We start from the raw sequence: 17,694 nt of genomic DNA on the forward strand, positions 1-17,694 counted from the left end.
ATGCTGAAGCGCCTCGCCTTCCTCCTCGCCGCGGTGGCCGCCGTCCTGGTGGTCCCCGCCGTGGGCGCGACCGTCTCCGCGCTCGGCGCGTTCGACGCCCTCTACGCCGTCGGTCCGCCGCGGCCCGTCCCCGCCGCGGCGCCGGTCCCCCACGACCCGGCCAAGCCGACCGCGGTGGTCGTCGTCGGCGACCGCGGTGCCGTCGTCTCCGACGCGCTCGCCCCCTACGAGGTCCTGGCCGCCACCGGCCGGTTCAACCTCTACACGGTCGCGCCGCACCGCGAGCCGAAGCCGCTGACCGGCGGGCTGGACCTGGTGCCGGACCTCGATTTCCCGGCCTCGCCGCCCGGCTCGGTTCCCGGGCGCCGGACCTCGTCGTCGTGCCCGCGTTCCCGGACGTCGGCGAGCCCGGCACCGAACCGGTCACCACGTGGCTGCGGGAGCAGGCCGCGCACGGCTCGAAGCTGCTGAGCGTCTGCAACGGCGGTGCCGTGCTCGCCTCCGCCGGGTTGCTGGACGGGCGGCCGGCCACCGCGCACTGGCTGAAGGTCGAGGACTGGGCGGACGAGTACCCGGCGGTGCGGTGGGTGCGCGGGCAGCGGTTCGTCGACGACGGCACCGTCGTCACCACGGCCGGGATCCTCTCCGGCATCGACGGCACGCTGCACTGGGTCGAGCGGCTGGCCGGGCGCGAGGTGGCGGCCGCCGCCGCGGCGTCGATCGGCTGGCGGCACTACGGCACCGCGGTGCCGGTGCACCCGCCGGACGGGATGCCGGACGCGGCGGCCGTCGTCAACGCCGGGTTCCGCTGGCGCCCCGACGACGTCGGCGTGCTGCTCGCGAACGGCGTCGGCGAGGTCGAACTCGCGTCGGTGTTCGACACCGAAGGCCAGTCGCTGTCCTCGCGCACCCTGGCCGTGAGCACCGACGGCGGCCCGATCCGGTCCCGGCACGGCCTGACGTTCCTGCCCCGCGCCGCACTTGCTTCGGCGCGGCTCGACCGCCTGCTGGTGCCCGGCGCGACCCGCGGGATCACGGCACCCGGCGGGCCGGCCCCCGAGTACGTCCACGACCGGCCGGGCTTCCCGTACGACACCGCGGTGAGCGGGCTGTCCCGCCGCACCGACGTCGCGACCGCCCGGTGGACGGCGAAGGTGCTGGAGCTGCCGACCGACGGCGTCGTCTTCGAAGGCGACGCCTGGCCGTGGCTGCCCACAGCGCTGCCGATCGCGCTGGTGGCGCTGGGCGCCGGGGCCGTCGTCGTGGTCGTCCGGCTGCGGCGGAACCGGCGACCTGAAACGATTTAGGGGACCACCGGACGCGGTGGTCTGGCGTACCAGTGGAGTATTGCCCCTGCGTGAGCTTCTGATTACAGTCACCAGGCACCCCCGGGTTGAAACGTTCTAACCCGGCGCCCGTCCCCGCCGCAAGGGAGCCTGCATGCTGCCCTCGAAGCTCTGGCGCGCCGCCACCACCACGCTCGCCGCGATCCTGGCCCTGTCGGCCGCCTCGGTTCCCCCGGCCGGCGCCGCGCCGCCGATCGGACTGTCCGGCGCGCACTGGATCTGGTACCCGGAGGGCGACGCCCGGGTCGCCGCGCCGGCCGGGACCCGGTACTTCCGCACGACGTTCGCCGTCCCCGCCGGCGCGGTCACCGACGCCCGGCTCCTGCTCACCGGCGACGACACCGCCGACGTCTGGCTCAACGGCACCCCGCTCGCCTCCTCGGCCCGCACCGGGGATTCGTGGCGCACGGCGCTGCCGGTGGACCTGCGGCCCGCACTCGTCCCCGGCGGCAACACCCTCGCGGTCGCCGTCCGCAACTCGGCCGGTCCGGCCGGCCTGCTCGGGCGGCTGCGGGTCACGACCGCGGCGGGCAGCACCGACCTCACCACCGGGGCCGGCTGGAAGAGCGCGACGACGGTGCCGGAGGGCTGGGAACAGCCCGGCTTCGCGGACGGGACCTGGCCGGCGGCCGCGGACCTCGGCGGCTACGGCACCGGGCCGTGGGGCACCGGCGTCACCACGCCGAACCCCGCCGCGGCGGCCCCGCTTTCGGTCGCGAGCGCCACCGTCGCGAACCGCGTGAACCCGCTCGGCGTCGACCCGGCGCAGCCCCGGTTCGGCTGGAAGCTGACGTCGGCGGCGCCGCAGCAGCGGCAGTCGGCGTACCAGCTCGTCGTGTCCGCCGACGGAAAAGACCTCTGGGACAGCGGCCGCGTCGCCTCGGCGCGGCAGGCCGACATCGCCTACGGCGGCCCGGCGCTCGCCTCGCTGACCGCCTACACCTGGCGCGTCCGCGTCTGGGACGGCCAGGGCCGCGCGTCCGGCTGGAGCCCGGTGCAGCGGTTCGAAACCGCGCTCCGGACCCCGGCGGCCGAGTGGACCGGCGCCTTCCTCGGCCGCGCCACGGCCGGACCGGACCTCGCCGGCGCGAACTGGATCTGGTACCCCGAAGGCGATCCGGTCGGCGGGGTGCCGCCGTCGACCCGCTTCTTCCGCAAGACCCTGGACCTGGCCGCGGCCCCCGCGAAGGCCACGGTGGTGGTGACCGGGGACGACACCGCGACCGTGTGGGTCAACGGCACCCGCGTCAGTGACTCGCCGCGGGTGGCCGACTCGTGGAAGACGGCCGCGGTCGTCGAGGTCGGCCGCCTGCTGACCGCCGGGGCGAACACCATCGCGATCAGCACGGAGAACACCACGCAGAGCCCGGCCGGCGCGATCGCGAAACTGACCGTCCAAGGTGGACCGCAGGTGGTCACCGACGGGACGTGGAAGGCGAGCCGGAGCGGCCCGGACGGCTGGCAGCAACGCGCCTTCGACGACAGCTCCTGGCCCGCGGCGCGGGCGTTGACCGCCTACGGCACCGGGCCGTGGGGCGCGAACGTCGCCGTGAGCGCGCCCGCTCCCCTGCTGCGCAAGAGCTTCACCGTCACCAAGCCGGTCGCGAGCGCGCGGCTGCTGACGACCGCGCTCGGGCTGCAGGAGACGCACCTCAACGGCGCCAAGGTGGGCTCGGAGGTCCTCGCGCCCGGCTGGACCGACTACGCGAAACGCCTGCAGTACCGGGTTTCCGACGTCACCGGGCAGGTCCGCCCCGGGGAGAACGTGCTGGGCGCACTGGTGGGCAACGGCTGGTACTCCGGCAGCGTCGGCATCGCCGGCAGCCAGAAGTACGGGACCGAACCGTGGTACTCCGCCCAGCTGCGGCTGACGTTCACCGACGGCACGAGCACCACGATCGCGACCGACGGCACCTGGAAGACCGCCGACGGCCCGATCCGCGCCGACGACCTCTACCAGGGCGAAACCTACGACGCGCGGCTCGCGGCGGCCGGGTGGGACCGGCCCGGCTTCGACGACCGCGGCTGGGCGGCGCCCCGCGTGCGCGGCGACGCCAAGCCGAACCTGGTGTCCCAGGTGGACAACGGCGTCACGGTGCAGCAGGAGTTCAAGCCCGTCGCCTGGACCCAGCCGAAACCCGGGGTGTGGGTCGCCGACCTCGGCCAGAACTTCACCGGCTGGAACCGGCTCACGGTGACCGGCCCGGCCGGCACCACGGTCACCGTGCGGCACGCGGAGGTGCTCAACCCCGACGGGACCCTCTACACCACCAACCTCCGCGCGGCCCAGGCCACCGACCGGTTCACCCTGGCGGGCACCGGCGGTCCCGAGACCTACGAGCCACGGTTCACCGTGCACGGCTACCGGTACGTCGAGCTGACCGGCCTGCCCTCGGCCCCGACCGCCGCCACGGTGACCGGCCGGGCGATGTGGACCTCCGGCGCGCAGCCCGGGACGTTCACGACGTCCGACGCGCTGGTGAACCAGCTGCAGCACAACATCCTGTGGGGCGAACGCGCCAACATGCTGTCGGTGCCCAGCGACTGCCCGCAGCGCGACGAGCGGCTGGGCTGGACCGGCGACATCGGGATCTTCGCTGGCACGTCGACGTTCAACCTCGACGTGGCGAACTTCCTCGGCAAGTTCAGTGACGACCTGGTCGACGCGCAGCACGACGACGGGTCCTTCACCGACGTGGCCCCGGGCGTGCTGGGCGGTTCGGGCACGGCGGGCTGGGGCGACGCGGGCGTCATCGTGCCGTACACGCTGTGGCAGCGCTACGGCGACACCGGCGTCATCGACGAGCACTTCGCCGCGATGGTCCGGTGGGTCGAGTACCTGCGCTCGACCTCCGGCGCGGACCTGATCCGCGACCACCAGACGTACGGGGACTGGCTCAACGTCAACGACGGCACGGCCCAGGACCTGATCTCGACGGCGTTCTTCGCGTGGTCGTCACGGCTGGTGTCGCGGATGGCGGCGGCCACCGGGCACGGTGCCGAGGCGGCGCAGTACGGGACGCTCGCGGACCAGGTCGCGACGGCGTTCACGCGGCGGTTCGTGGCCGCCGACGGCACGATCGGCTCGAACTCCCAGACGGGGTACGTCCTGGCCTTGGCGTTCGGGCTGCTCCCGGCTCCGCTGGTCCAGCCGGCGGCGGACAAGCTGGCGGCCCGCGTCGCCGCGGCCGGCGGCCACCTGAGTGTCGGCTTCCTCGGCGTGGAGAACCTGCTGCCGGTGCTGGCCGCGCACGGCCACGCCGACGTCGCCTACCGGGTGCTGCTGCAACCGGACTTCCCGGGCTGGGGCTACATGATCGGCCACGGCGCGACGACGATCTGGGAGCGCTGGGACGGCATCAAGCCGGACGGCTCGTTCAACGACCCCGGGATGAACTCGTTCAACCACTACGGCCTCGGCTCGGTGGGCGACTTCCTGTACCGCTCGGTGGGTGGCTTGGCCTCGGCGTCCCCCGGGTACGCGTCGCTGCGCATCGCACCCCAGCCGGGCGGCGGCCTGACGTCGGCGAAGTCGGCGTACGAGACGCCCTACGGCGGCGCGGTCAGCGATTGGTCGATCGCGGGCGGGAAGCTGACGCTGCGGGTGACGGTCCCGGCCGGTTCCTCGGCGACGGTGGTGGTGCCGACGTCCCGGCCGTCGGGCGTCACCGCCCCGCCCGAGGCGGTGCCTTCGGCGCCGGGGACGTACTTCCTGCCTGCGGGTTCGTACGTCTTCACGGCTCCGGTGTGACCGGTGGGCCGGTGCCGCCGCCGAGCGCGGCGGCACCGGCTCAGACCGGCTTGAGCTTGAGGTGGAAGTTGTCGAGGGTGGCCGGCAGCGGGCGGTCCGGGGACAGCACCGTCCCCGACGCCTGCTCGTAGCGGTGGTCGCGCACCAGGTTCGCCAGCACCGTGCTCGCGCAGAACTGGACCAGGTCACGCCCCGGGCAGATCGCCGGGCCCGCGCTGAACGGGACCAGGGCCGGGTTTTCCGCCGCGCGGCCGTCGAGCCAGAGGTCCGGGTCGAACCGGTCGGCGTAGGGCAGGTCCGGGTCCCGGTGGAAGAACGGCGTGAAGATCAGCACCGTCGTCCCCGCCGGGCCCCAGGTCGTCTCCTCCGTCGTCTCGCGCAGGATCATCGGGGTGGTCGGCCACAGCCGGACCGCGTCCAGCACGCACGCGCGCAGGTAGCTCAGCTGGTTCGGCTCCGCGAGGTCGAGCCCCTCGAGCTCCGTGCGGGCGCGGTCCAGGGCCGCCGGGTGGCTCGCCAGCAGCGCCAGGGTCCGGTAGGTCACCATCCCGGCCGCGTCGAAGGCGAACAGCCAGTGCGCCACCTGGTCGGGGGCGGTGTCCTCGCCCGTCTCCGCGATCAGCGCGGCCAGGCTCCCGGGCTCGGCGCGGCCGAGGTGGGCGACGAGCCGCTCGCGGAACTGTTCGCGCAGCTGATTGCGTCGCGGGTGCAGGTACGCCCAGTTCGCGTCGAGCCGCAGGCGTTCGAGCTGGTCGGTCAGGGTCGCGTCGTCACGGGCGCCCGCGCCGAGCACGATCCGGCGGACCAGCCGCCACCAGGCGACGTTGAAGGTGTCCCAATCGAGCGTCTCGGACGTCGGCAGGAGAGCCACCTCTTCGGCGATGGCGCGGGCGAACGGCGTCGCGAGCTCGTGCAGCGGACGGCCGGGTTCGAGCACGGCCTCGGTGAAGCGCCGCCGGGCCGGCCGGTCGGCCGCGTCGGAGATCAGGACGCCGTGCGGCTGGAAGTGGCCCAGCGCGGCGCGTTTCTCCATTGTGGACGGACTGAACGGCGTCGGCGCGCCGGCCAGCAGCCGCTTCACGTCCGCGCCGGACAGGGCCAGCGCGACGGATCGGGCGGGCAGGCGCAGCTTCAGCGGGTGCCCGTAGTGGCGGTCGTGCAGCCGGCGCAGCAACCGCACGGCCGGGCGGTCGAACTGCAGTTTGCCGGCCACCGCCATCGCCGCGGGACGGCGTTTGATCACCCCGCCGGCCAGCGTCGGCAGGGCCACTTCGAGGGCAACTCGCAGGGTTTCGGCCACCGAAGCGGTCTCCGGGTGCGTGCGGTGTTCCCGAGTGGACGTCATGGTGCCCGGCTACCCGCGGCCGCCGCCGCGGAAACGCTTCTCAGCCGCGCAGGGCGACGTTCAGCACGTCACCGGCGTGGTCCAGGCAGTCCACGCAGATCACCGCGTCCCGCGCCGCGCAGTCCACGCGCAGCAGCGGCCGCCGGAGCCCGAGGAACGTCCGGCGCTCCCGGCGCCCGCAGAAGTCGCAGACCGCGGCGAGCGGGGACGTCACCGCCGCCAGCACGTCACCCGCGCCGCTCTCGCGGTCCGCGCCGTCGCGCGCCACCCGCAGGCCGGCGCGGACGCAGTCCACGCAGATCGGCCCGTTCCGGCCGGGCACCCGGGGGTCGCGCCGCCTGCCGCAGAACCGGCAGGGCCCGCCCGCCCCGTTCGTCGCCGTCACCGCGGCCTCCTCGGTTTCGCCGCTCGCACGCCGGGAATCCGGGTCGCGGCGCGCCTCTTCCTGCCACGCTACCCGGCTGCCGGGTACCCGGCCGATCGCAGTGGCGCGGGGCCGGACGAGCAGGAGGAACCTTTGTCGTCGTTGACCGTGCTGTTCGGAGTGGCCGGCCTGCTGGCGCTCGCCGCGGCGATCGTGCCGAAGCTGGTCGCCGACCGGCCGTTCTCGGTGCCGCTGGTGATGCTCGTCGCCGGCACCGTGCTCGGGCTGCTGCCGCTGCCCGCCCCCTACGGCAACGGCTGGAGCGACCCGGCCGCCCACCTGCACGGCGTCGAGTCCTTCGCCCAGCTGGGCATCCTGGTCGCGCTCGCCGGGGCCGGGCTGTCGGTCGACCGGCCGTTCGGCCTGCGCCGCTGGGGGTCGACGTGGCGGCTGCTCGCCCTCACCATGCCGGTGTCGATCCTCGCGATCGCCCTGCTCGGCCACTGGTGGCTGGCGCTCGCTCCCGGCGTCGCGCTGCTGCTGGCCGCGGCGCTGGCGCCGACCGACCCGGTGCTGGCGGGCGACATCGGCGTCCCGCACCCCGACGTCGAGCCGGACCTGGCCCGGAACAACGAAATCCGCTTCACGCTGACGACCGAAGCCGGGCTGAACGACGGCCTGACCATGCCGTTCGTCCTGCTCGGCCTGGCACTGGCGAGCGGGCAGCCGCGGATGGATCTGTCCTGGGTTCTGGTGGACCTGCTGCTGCCCCTGGTCATCGGGGTGGTGGCCGGCCTGGTCACCGGGCGGGTGCTCGGCTGGGCGATCTTCCGGACGTCTTCGGACCGGCTGCGGCTGGCCGAGTACGCCGACGGGCTCGTCCTGCTCGCGCTGGCGTTCGTGCCCTACGCGCTCGCGGAAGCCGCTCACGGCAACGGGTTCGTTGCCGTGTTCGTCGCGGCGGTCGCGGTGCGGACGCAGGAGCGCGAGCACGACTACCACGGCGTCCTGCACGCCTTCGGCCACCAGCTGGAACGGCTGTTCGTCCCGCTCGCCCTGCTGGGACTGGGCCTCGCCATCGGCGACGGCCTGCTGCGCGGGCTCCAGCCCCTCGAAGTGGTGATCGCCGTCGTCGCGGTGCTGGTGGTCCGGCCGCTGGTGGGCTGGCTGTCGCTGCTCGGCGCGCCTTCGCCGGGACGGCCGGCCACCGCGGCGATCGCGTTCTTCGGCGTCCGCGGCATCGGCACGCTCTACTACCTGGCCTACGCGCTCAACCGGCTTCCGGTGCCGCAGCAGGACGTGCTGTGGCGGGTCGGCGCACTCGCCGTCGCGGTGTCGGTGATCGTGCACGGCGTCCTCGCGGAGCCGGCGATCCAGCGGATCGAGCGGACCGGCGGCCACCTGCCGGCCGATGTGTAGCGCCCGAACCAGTGGGTAACCCGGAGGCAAGGCCCTTTTGGCGACTGGCCGATCCGGAAATGTCGCCATGACGGAAGGTGCACCCTGATGAACGACAAGCTGGAAAACAAGGGCGAAGAGCTCAAGGGCCGGGCCAAGGAAGCCGTCGGCGACGCCACCGACAACGAGCAGTGGCAGGCCGAGGGCAAGTCCGAGCAGGCCAAGGGCTCGCTCAAGCAGGCCGGCGAGAAGATCAAGGACGCCGTGAAGGGCGTTACGGACAAGAAGTGACCTGTTCGCCGCTGCCGCACCCCGGATTCCGGGGTGCGGCAGCGCGCTCATGCCTGGGGGCCGCCGGTGTTCGAGGGCTTCACACTGGATCGCGTCGACGTCGGTGACGTGACGCTGCGGGTGCGTCACGGCGGCTCCGGGCCGCCGATCCTGCTGCTGCACGGGCATCCGCGGACGCACACGACCTGGTACTGCGTCGCCCCGCGGCTCGCCGAGCGGTTCACCGTCGTGTGCCCGGACACCCGCGGCTACGGCGAGTCGGCCAAGCCGCCGACCGACGAACAGCACACGCCCTACAGCAAACGCGTCATGGCGGCGGACTGCGTCGCGCTGATGCGGCACCTCGGGCACGAAGACTTCTTCGTGGCGGGCCACGATCGCGGCGCCTACGTGGCGACGCGCCTGGCGCTCGATCACCCGGACGTGGTCCGCGGCGCGGCGATCCTCGACGCCGTCCCGATCGCCGAGGCCCTGGACCGCTGCGACGCGCGGTTCGCGCGCGAGTGGTACCACTGGTTCTTCTTCGCCCAGCCGGAAAAACCCGAGCGGGTGATCACCGCCGACCCGGACGCCTGGTACGACGTCGGCACGAGGAACACCCCCGAACGCCTCGGCGAGGAGAACTTCGCCGACTTCCACCGCGCGATCCACGACCCCGCGACGGTCACCGCGATGCTCGAGGACTACCGCGCGGGCCTGGGCGTCGACCGCGCCCACGACGACGCCGACCGCGCCGCCGGGCGGCGGATCACCTGCCCCACCTTGGTGCTCTGGTCCAGCGACGACGACCTGGCAGACCTCTACGGCGACGTCCTGGCCGTGTGGCGGCCGTGGGCCACCGACCTACGGGGGCACGCCATCGAATCCGGGCACCACGTCGCCGAGGAGAATCCCGAGGCCCTCGCGGCCGCACTCGGCGAGTTCTTCGGCGGGATTCAGCGGTAGCGGGAGGCGAGCTGCGGGCTCTGCCCGCCGAAGGCCGCGAGGTCGGCGCGGAAGACGGCGTCGAGCAGGCCGGCGTCCTCGACCCCCGGGGCGGTGACGACTTCACCGAGGTCGAAGCCGCGCAGGGACGCCGTGACCACGTCGGCGGCGGACATCCGCGGCACCGCGCTCAGGTCGAGGCCCTGCCGCTCGTGGAACTCCGTCGCGACGACCCCCGGGCACAGGACCTGCACCCGCACGCCGGTGCCCTCGAGTTCGGCGTTCAGGGTCTGGGACAGCGCGACCAGGTAGGCCAGCGAACCGGCGTAGACGGCGCGGCGGGGCATGACGGAGGCGTCGGCGGGACCGCTGAACGCGATCATCCCGGCCACGTTGACGATCTTCCCCGCACCGCGTTCCTGCATGCCCCCGACGGCGGCGCGGGCGAGCATGGTGGGCGCGGCGACCTTGACGTGGACGAGCTCGCCGGCCTTGTCGGCGGGCAGCTGCGCCAGCGGCATGTAGTGGGCGACGCCGGCGTTGTTGACCAGCATGGTCAGCGGCTCGGCGGCGCAGAGCGCGGCGACCGTCCCGACGCCGTCGTCGGTGGACAGGTCGGCGGGCACCGTCCGGACCTCGACGTCCGGGTGGGCGGCGGCGAACTCGGCGAGGCGGTCCTCGCGGCGGCCGGTGACGATCAGGTCGTAGCCGTCGGCGGCGAGGCGTTCGGCGAAGGCCCGGCCGATGCCGGAGGTGGCGCCGGTGACGAGGGCGAGCTGGTTCATGGGATGCGGTCCTTTCCGTCGTCACCACGATCGGCCCGCGGCGCCGGGGCGGGAAGTGACCCGTTTTCCTGGGACCGGCAGTACCAGGACAACCGGCCGTCCGGCTTGCACAATCGACGGCATGGCGAACACCGGACTCGGCACGGCCCTGCGCCACTGGCGCGACCGCGTCCCGCCCCAGGCCGCCGGCCTGCCCGGCGGCGGCCGCCGCCGCGCCGCCGGGTTGCGCCGCGAGGAACTGGCCCAGCTGGCCGGCATCTCCGCGGACTACGTCATCCGGCTCGAGCAGGGCCGCGCCACCAGCCCGTCGGCGCAGGTGGTCGAGGCGCTGGCCCGGGCCCTGCGCCTCACCCGCGACGAACGGACGCACCTGTTCCGCCTGGCCGGCCTCGCGCCCCCGGGCCCCGGCACGGTCCCGCGGCACATCACCCCCGGCGTCCACCGCATGCTGGACCGGCTGGCCGGCACCCCCGTCGCCGTCTTCGACGCGGCGTGGAACCAGCTCCTGGCCAACCCGCTCTACACGGCCCTCATGGGTGAATGGCACGGCAGCGACCTCAACGGCGTCCGGCGCAGCTTCCTGAGCCGCAACGTCCGGGTGCGCGACACGCCCGAGTCCCGGAACACCCTGCAGGCGGCGCTGGTCGCCGACCTGCGCCGCACCGCCGGCACCTACCCCGACGACCCCGGCGTCCGGACGCTCGTCGCCGAGCTCCGCCAGCGCAGCCCGCGGTTCGCCGCGCTGTGGGAATCGGGTGCGGTCGGACAGCACGACTCGGCCCGCAAGACGATCGAGCACCCGGACGTCGGCCCGCTGACCCTGGACTGCGACGTCCTCACCGTGGCGGGCAGCGATCTGCGCCTGATGGTCTACTCGGCCGAGCCGGGCACGGAAGCAGCCGACCGGCTGGCGCTGCTCGGCGTGCTCGGGACGCAGTCGCTCGCCGGGGAACAGCGGTAGGGGCCGGTTCAGGCCTGCCGACCACGCCCCGGATCGAGGGGATGGCGTCGACCGGCGGCGTCGCCAGGCGGTTCCAGCCGATGCCGCCGACTCGTGCTGAACCGACCCCCTCAGTCCGCTCCGCAGCAGCGGCGGATGGCGTCCTCGGTCAGCGGGCCGTGCCCGGGGTGGCCGACGACCGCGCGCAGCTCCTTGCTCCGGACCACGTCGAGCAGGTGCTCCGGGAACAGATCGGGGCTCCACTGCGGCTCCCGGATCCCGAGGACCGAAGCCGGTTGGCGGTGCAGGTGGTCGGCGACCGCCGGCCAGCGGACCCGCAGGACGGCCCACAACGCCAGCAGCCCCGTCTCGGGTGTGTTGCCTTCGAGCGTCCGGACCGCGCGCAGGATGCTGTAGGTGTTGAGGAAGAGCTTGATCTCCCGGGGATTGCCGCCGATCAGCGGAGCGAACTTCCGCAGCATGTGCTCGGTGTTCGTCTGGGTCTCCGGCGCGGCCACCGCACGGACCGCGTCGACGGCCACGACGTCGCGGATCTCCGGTTCGGTGACGGCGTCCAGGGCCGCCAGAATCCGGCCTTCGTCGCCGGCCGCGGCTTGGATCTTCGCCCTGGCTTCGACGGCGGCGGCAGCCTTCTGCAGCTCCGCTTCGCCGTCGGGGACGTCGAGGAGGTGTCCCAGGAACCGGCGCCGGCCCGCGCTGCCCAGCGCGGGCATCGGCACGGTCAGCTGGAACAGCTTGTCCATGAACTGGTAGCCCAGCGCGCCCGCCGCCCGCCGCCCGTCACTGTCGAACTCCAGGTACGACGTGGTGAAACTTTGCCGGATCCAATACCCGTCGGCGCTCACGACGACGTAGGCCGCCCGGGAGTTCCCGCTGCGGCCGCGATGCCTCCCGGGGGTGTCCCGGAGCAGGGTCTGGACCGCTTCGAGGACCTCGACCACGTAGTCGTGCTTGCACCGGTCGAGGTCGTCGATGAACAGCACGATCGGCTTGCCGGACTGCCTGAGCAGCCAGTCGAAGTGCTCGGCGACCCGGCCCATCGGGTTCGCGCCGGTTTGCTCGAACAGCCGGGCACCGCCGGCCGAATCCCACAGGAGGACCCGGCCGGCCACCCGGACACCGGGCCACAGCACGCCGACCGCCGCGATCGCCGAGAGTGCCACCTTCAGCCACTCCGAACCGGGCTGCTGGGTACCGACGACCGCGCGGACGAGCAGGCCGATCCCGCCTGCGCCCAGGAGCAGCAGGATGGCCGACAGCACGAACGGTGCCCCGGAGCGCCGGGCCCGTGCGGCCAGCTCCTTGACCTTGAGCCTCCGCCGCGCCCACCAGCCCCGGTCCTGCACGATCGCGTTGCGGACCGCGGTGAGCAGCGCCCACCACGGCGGGGACAGCCGGGACTGCTGCCAGGCGTCGAACGGGGTGACGAGCAGGCCTTCACCGGCGAGCCGCCGTCCCAGCAGGCCCAGGAGCGTGCTCTTGCCGGCGCCCCACTCGCCGTCCACGTGCACGATCAGCGACGTGCCGGGGTGCCGCTCCCGGGTTTCGGTGATCCGCGTCGCGAGCACTTCCGCCAGCGCATCCCGTTTGAGCAGGTCGATCTCCGTCGGCGTGTCGGTGGTCCAGTCGACATCGGACTTCTCCTGGACGCCGGGCCGCTCGGGCTCCGCTTCGATCGGCAAGGTGTCGCGGGCGACCTGGTCGACCAGGACGGCGTTCGCCGGCACATCTTCCGCCGCTGCCCGCTGGAAGGTCTGGCGGCAAAGCCTGATCACGGTGCGCACGTTGCCGCCGGACAGTTCCACGAGGTGCGAGACGGCCTCTTCGGTGAACGGCTCGAGGCGATAACGTCCCGAAGACAACCCCTGCGCCTGCACGATGAGCGCCCGGACATCCTCCACCCCGAACGGAGTCATCGCGATCACCTGGCCGACGCGCCGACGGATGTCCGCACCGAGCTGCTCGAGCAAGTCCGGGGTTCCCAGCAGGACGAGCATGACCCCCGACGTGGAAACCACTTCGAGCAGCGACCTGAACTCGCTCAGCTGCACTACCCGCACGTCGTCGAGCATGACCAGCAGTTTCCGGCGCAGGGCACCGTGCAGCTGGGCGATCGAAACCATGGCGTTCAACGCCGCGGCTTCCGAGTCGATCACCCAGGTGATTCCCTCGTCGAGCAGGTTCTCGTCGGGCGGGTGACCGGTGAGCCAGTCCCAGGCCGCCGTCTTGAGGTCGGCTTGCCCGAGCATCGAGAGCGCACTGAGGAAATCCAGGTCCGAAACGGATTCGCGGAGTTTCCGGTCGGCTTTGCCCGACAGGTCGACGAAATAGTCGATGCCCAGTTGGTTCACCAGACGCAGGTACGTTTCCCGGAACGTGGTCCCCGCCTCCAGGTACACACTGGTGATGAGAGGGTGGATCACCGACCGCACCAGGCCCATGGCCGTGTGGGTCTTCCCGGTGCCGTGCTCCCCGACGACGACGACCGTGTTGCCCTGACCCGCGGATTCGCGGAGGTAGTCGTCGAGGCAGCCACGGATCCGGCGAAACGGTTCCGTTTCGATCGTGAACTCGGGAACGCGAAAGGGGGTGGCGACCGCTATCGGGGAAAACGGGTTCCCGGGCGGGGCCTTCTCGTTCTCGACGCTCATGGTCTTCCGGGTGCAGGGGCGGACACGTCAGCGGAAGTATGCCCGTCGTCCCCGGGAGGAGAAAAGCCTAGCCCGTCGTACGGCGGGTGCCATCGCCCTGGGGCTCGGTCCACCCGGCCGCGTCCAGGCGTTCCAGCAGCGGAATCATGACCCGGCGCGTGCTGTCGAGGGCTTTGCGGGCTTCCGAGACCGTGAACGGCTGCGACACCCGGCGCAACTCCGCCACCGCCCGCTCTTCCGCGTCCGGACCGAGCACGACCCCCTCGGCGACCGCGGTCAGCCGGCCGAGCCGGACGGCCGCCGCCAGCTCTCGGCGGCCGAGGCCCAGCGCACGCAGCTCGTCCGCCTCCGGCGCCCGGAACGGGTGCTCCGCGAGCCGCTCCACCACCACCTCGAGCGCCTTCTCCACGGCCGGGGCGAGGCCGGCGCCGGGACGGCGGACCAGCCCGCCCGCCACCTCGAAGCCGGTGCCCCGCAGCACCGGCACGACCAGCTCGGCGGCCGGCAGCCCGAGCCGCTGCCGCAACGCCTCCGCCGGCACGCCCGCCGCCGTGCGGTCCCACTCGCCCACCACCGAGGCCGCCTGCTCGCGCACCGCCGCCAGCCGCTCCGCGTCCGCACACCACTCGCCCAACCGCTCCCCCGTCGGCCGCAGGCCCATCGCCGCGAACTCCCCGGCACGCACGAAACCCTTGCGCCGCAAGTACGTCCGGGCGAGGTCGGGGTCGGCCAGCGCGCGGCCGCGCGCCCGCGCCGCGCCCCGGCGGGACAACGCGGGCGGGTCGATGTCGAGGACGTCGAACCCGGCCGCGATCCGGTGCTCGCCGGGATCGCGCACCAGGCCACGGTCCCCCGTGCGCAGCGGCAGCGCGGTGGCCGTGGTGAGCCGCGCGGTGTCCGTCCCGAGTGGACGGACGCGGACCGGCACCGCCGCCGTACCCAGGTGCAGCACCAGCTCGCGGTGCAGGTCCGCCGCGGCCGCGCCGCGCAGGCGGACGTCGAACTCGGCCGTGCTGCGCCAGCGGCCCGGAGCGAGCAGGACGTCGCCGCGGCGGACGTCGGCGCGCGCGGTGCCGCGCAGGTTCACCGCGACCCGGGCCACCGCGCCGACGCGGTCACGCGGTTCGCCGAGCGCCTGCAGCGCCCGGACCGTCACCCGGGCCGGCCCCAGCAGCAGCTCGTCGCCCGCGGCGATGGTGCCCGCGGCGAGGGTGCCGGTGACGACCGTGCCGGCTCCGGAAACCGTGAACGCGCGGTCGATCCACAGCCGGACGTCGGCGTCCGGATCGGGGGCGGGCAGCCCGGCCGTGAGTTCGCCGATCGCCGTGCGCAGGCGGTCGAGGCCGGCGCCCGTCGTGCCGCTGACGGCGACGCTCGGGACGGCACCCAGCGACGTCGCGGCGATCTCCCGCAGCGCCGAGGCCGTCGCCGTGGCCGGGTCGGCGCGGTCGGCCTTGGTGACGACCAGCAGGCCGCGGCGGACGCCGAACGCGTCCAGCGCCGCGAGGTGCTCGGCCGACTGCGGCATCCAGCCCTCGTCCGCGGCGACGGCGAACAGCACCGCCGGGGCCGGCCCCGCGCCGGCGAGCATGTTCGGCACGAACCGCTCGTGGCCCGGCACGTCGACGAACGCGACGTCCTCCTCGCCGATCCGGGTCCAGGCGAAGCCGAGGTCGATGGTGAGGCCGCGGCGGCGTTCCTCGGCCCACCGGTCCGGTTCCATCCCGGTCAGCCGCCGCACCAGCGTGGACTTGCCGTGGTCGACGTGCCCGGCGGTGACGATCACCCGCATCGGCGGACGGCTTCCCGCAGCTTCGCGTCTTCGTCCGGCCGCACGGTCCGCAGGTCGAGCAGGCAGCGGTCCTTGACGACCCGGCCGGCCACCGCGGGCTCGCCCGTGCGCAGCGCGGCCGCGTACCGGGCGGGCAGGCTCACCGCGACACTGGGCAGTTCCACGCCGGGCGCGCCGCCGCCACCGACGGCCGCCACCGACGCGACCACGACAGCGTCGATGTCCCCGAGGGCCTCGACCAGCGCTTCGGCGCGTTCCCGCAAGCTCGCGACGGACACTTCGAGCGCGGCGCGCACCGGCGGCGCCGGCCCGCGCAGCGTCGCTTCGAGGGCGGCGAGGGTCAGCTTGTCGACGCGCAGGGCGCGGGCGGCCGGGTGCCGCCGCAGCCGTTCGACGACGTCCGCGGCGCCGAGCAGCAGGCCGGCCTGCGGGCCGCCGAGCAGCTTGTCACCGCTGGCCGTGACGATCGTGGCACCCGCCCGCAGCGCGCTCGCCGCGTCCGGTTCGTCCGGCAGGAGCGGGTGCGGGGCCAGCAGGCCGGAGCCGATGTCGGCGACCAGCGGCACGCCGAGCCCGGCCAGTTCGCCGAGTGCCGCTTCCGCGGTGAACCCGGTGACGCGGTAGTTCGACGGGTGGACCTTGAGCACGAACCCGGTGTCCGGGCCGATCGCCGCGGCATAGTCCCCGGCGGTCGTCCGGTTGGTGGTCCCGACCTCGCGCAGCCGCGCGCCGGCCGACTCCAGGAGGTCCGGGATGCGGAAGCCGTCGCCGATCTCGACCAGCTCGCCCCGGCTGACGACGATTTCCCGGCCCGGGGCGAGGGCGAGCGCGCAGAGCAGCAGGGCGGCCGCGTTGTTGTTGACCACGTGCACCGCGCCGGCGTCGGGCACGGCCGCCTGCAGCGCCGCGAGGGCGCCGCGGCCGCGCCGGGCCCGGTCCCCGGTCGCGAGGTCGAATTCGACGTCGGTGGCGCCGCCGGCCGCGGCGAGGGCGTCGAGCGCGGCGGCCGAAAGCGGGGCCCGGCCGAGGTTGGTGTGCACGACGACGCCGGTCGCGTTGACCACCGGCCGCAGCGAGGACGCGCTCGCCGGCAGCCGGGTCAACACGGTGTCGACGACGTCGCCGGGGGCGATCTCCCCCGCCCGGGCCGCCTGCTGGACGTCGTTGACCACCGATTTCACCAGGTCACGCCCGAGCGTCCCGGCGGCCTTGGCGATCCGGGGCTCGGCCAGGAGCGCATCGGTCCGCGGGATCGCGCGGCGCGGGTCAGGCATGGCGGAGGCGGACGGGAATCGAACCCGCCAGCGGCAGTACCTGCCGTTCGACGGTTTTGAAGACCGCGCCGGTCACCAGGCCGGATACGCCTCCCTGCACCATGGCAGCCATCCTGCCAAGTTCGCGCCCGCCGGGCACGATGAAAGCGTGGGCTACCGACTGACGCAGTACGCGCACGGCGGCGGCTGCGCGTGCAAGATCCCGCCGGGCGAACTGGAAGCGGCGGTGGCCGGCCTGACCGGCGCCGCGCCCGTTTCACCGCCGGGCGAGCTGCTCGTGGGCCTCGACACCGGCGACGACGCGGCCGCCGTCCGGATTTCCGGCGACACCGCGCTGATCGCCACCACGGACTTCTTCACCCCGGTCGTCGACGACGCCTACGACTGGGGCCGGATCGCCGCGGCCAACGCGCTGTCCGACGTCTACGCCATGGGCGGCACGCCGGTGGTGGCGGTCAACCTGCTCGGCTGGCCGCGGGAGACGCTGCCGTTCGAGCTGGCCGCCGAGGTCCTGCGCGGCGGCCTCGACGTCTGCGCCGAGGCCGGCTGCCACCTGGCCGGCGGGCACAGCATCGACGACCCGGAGCCGAAGTACGGGCTCGCGGTGACCGGCGTCGCGGATCCCTCGCGGCTGCTGCGCAACGACGCGGGCCGCGCGGGCGTGCCGCTGACCCTGACCAAGCCGCTCGGCATCGGCGTGCTCAACTCGCGGCACAAGGCCACCGGCGAACGGTTCCCGCAGGCCATCGAGGCGATGACGACGCTGAACGCGCCGGCGGCCCGGGCCGCGCTCGCCGCCGGGGCCGTGTGCG

General features: G+C 74.0%; 14 protein-coding genes and 1 tRNA gene. 8 read left to right on the forward strand and 7 right to left on the reverse strand.

Annotated features, from left to right (window positions below; translation table 11 throughout):
* The 3 genes from CCN39_RS06480 (at nt 1) to CCN39_RS06490 (ending at nt 5,097) form a co-directional block, all read left to right on the forward strand.
* Nucleotides 1–471, forward strand: coding sequence for a type 1 glutamine amidotransferase family protein (locus CCN39_RS06480; protein ID WP_086839344.1), 471 nt, complete (start codon nt 1–3; stop codon nt 469–471).
* Nucleotides 381–1,307, forward strand: a complete 927-nt coding sequence (locus tag CCN39_RS06485) for a DJ-1/PfpI family protein (protein ID WP_086839346.1) — start codon at nt 381–383, stop codon at nt 1,305–1,307. The genes CCN39_RS06480 and CCN39_RS06485 overlap by 91 nt, the downstream gene beginning before the upstream one ends.
* 133 nt (nt 1,308–1,440) lie before the next feature.
* Nucleotides 1,441–5,097, forward strand: coding sequence for a family 78 glycoside hydrolase catalytic domain (locus tag CCN39_RS06490; RefSeq protein ID WP_086839348.1), 3,657 nt, complete (start codon nt 1,441–1,443; stop codon nt 5,095–5,097).
* Between the two features lie 40 nt (nt 5,098–5,137).
* On the opposite strand, the gene CCN39_RS06495 is transcribed toward CCN39_RS06490, so the two are convergent.
* Nucleotides 5,138–6,442, reverse strand: a complete 1,305-nt coding sequence (locus tag CCN39_RS06495; protein WP_086839350.1) for a cytochrome P450 — start codon at nt 6,440–6,442, stop codon at nt 5,138–5,140.
* 40 nt (nt 6,443–6,482) lie between these two features.
* A complete protein-coding gene (locus tag CCN39_RS06500; RefSeq protein WP_086839352.1) occupies nt 6,483–6,827 on the reverse strand; it encodes a hypothetical protein in 345 nt (114 codons plus the stop codon).
* A 132-nt stretch (nt 6,828–6,959) separates the two neighbouring features.
* Here CCN39_RS06500 and CCN39_RS06505 point away from each other — a divergent pair, with 132 nt between their 5' ends.
* The 3 genes from CCN39_RS06505 to CCN39_RS06515 all read left to right on the forward strand — a co-directional run bounded on the left by CCN39_RS06505 (nt 6,960) and on the right by CCN39_RS06515 (nt 9,440).
* Nucleotides 6,960–8,225, forward strand: coding sequence for a cation:proton antiporter domain-containing protein (locus CCN39_RS06505; protein WP_086839353.1), 1,266 nt, complete (start codon nt 6,960–6,962; stop codon nt 8,223–8,225).
* An 87-nt stretch (nt 8,226–8,312) separates the two neighbouring features.
* The gene (locus CCN39_RS06510) at nt 8,313–8,495 is read left to right on the forward strand and encodes a CsbD family protein (RefSeq protein WP_013226939.1); all 183 of its coding nucleotides are present in this window, start codon (nt 8,313–8,315) and stop codon (nt 8,493–8,495) included.
* Nucleotides 8,496–8,561: 66 nt separating this feature from the next.
* Nucleotides 8,562–9,440 carry an alpha/beta fold hydrolase gene (locus CCN39_RS06515; RefSeq protein WP_086839355.1) on the forward strand — a complete coding sequence of 293 codons (879 nt, stop codon included), beginning with the start codon at nt 8,562–8,564 and terminating at the stop codon, nt 9,438–9,440.
* Here CCN39_RS06515 and CCN39_RS06520 read toward each other — a convergent pair.
* Complete coding sequence (locus CCN39_RS06520) at nt 9,431–10,204, reverse strand: SDR family NAD(P)-dependent oxidoreductase (RefSeq protein WP_086839357.1); 774 nt, start codon at nt 10,202–10,204, stop codon at nt 9,431–9,433. The two genes, CCN39_RS06515 and CCN39_RS06520, sit on opposite strands and share 10 nt — an antisense overlap.
* Before the next feature lie 121 nt (nt 10,205–10,325).
* On the opposite strand from CCN39_RS06520, the gene CCN39_RS06525 reads away from it, so the two are divergent.
* Entirely contained in the window at nt 10,326–11,165 is an 840-nt protein-coding gene (locus CCN39_RS06525) for a helix-turn-helix transcriptional regulator (protein WP_086839359.1), read from the forward strand.
* Between the two features lie 110 nt (nt 11,166–11,275).
* Here the strand turns inward: CCN39_RS06525 and CCN39_RS06530 are convergent, their stop codons facing one another.
* From CCN39_RS06530 to CCN39_RS06545, 4 genes are all read right to left on the reverse strand, one after another.
* The gene (locus CCN39_RS06530) at nt 11,276–13,816 is read right to left on the reverse strand and encodes a P-loop NTPase fold protein (protein WP_086839361.1); all 2,541 of its coding nucleotides are present in this window, start codon (nt 13,814–13,816) and stop codon (nt 11,276–11,278) included.
* A 67-nt stretch (nt 13,817–13,883) separates the two neighbouring features.
* Nucleotides 13,884–15,608, reverse strand: coding sequence for a selenocysteine-specific translation elongation factor (locus CCN39_RS06535; RefSeq protein WP_086839363.1), 1,725 nt, complete (start codon nt 15,606–15,608; stop codon nt 13,884–13,886).
* Nucleotides 15,599–16,882, reverse strand: a complete 1,284-nt coding sequence (gene selA / locus CCN39_RS06540) for an L-seryl-tRNA(Sec) selenium transferase (RefSeq protein ID WP_086839365.1) — start codon at nt 16,880–16,882, stop codon at nt 15,599–15,601. The genes CCN39_RS06535 and selA overlap by 10 nt, the downstream gene beginning before the upstream one ends.
* Nucleotides 16,882–16,976, reverse strand: a tRNA-Sec gene (locus CCN39_RS06545). Before CCN39_RS06545 ends, selA begins: the two co-directional genes overlap by 1 nt.
* Nucleotides 16,977–17,030: 54 nt before the next feature.
* Between CCN39_RS06545 and selD the strand changes: the two genes are divergently transcribed.
* Nucleotides 17,031–17,694: selenide, water dikinase SelD (selD, locus tag CCN39_RS06550; RefSeq protein WP_086839367.1), on the forward strand; the 664-nt coding region annotated here is incomplete at its 3' end.

The sequence above is a fragment of the Amycolatopsis kentuckyensis genome, from assembly GCF_002155975.1.
Taxonomy (GTDB): Bacteria; Actinomycetota; Actinomycetes; order Mycobacteriales; family Pseudonocardiaceae; genus Amycolatopsis; species Amycolatopsis kentuckyensis.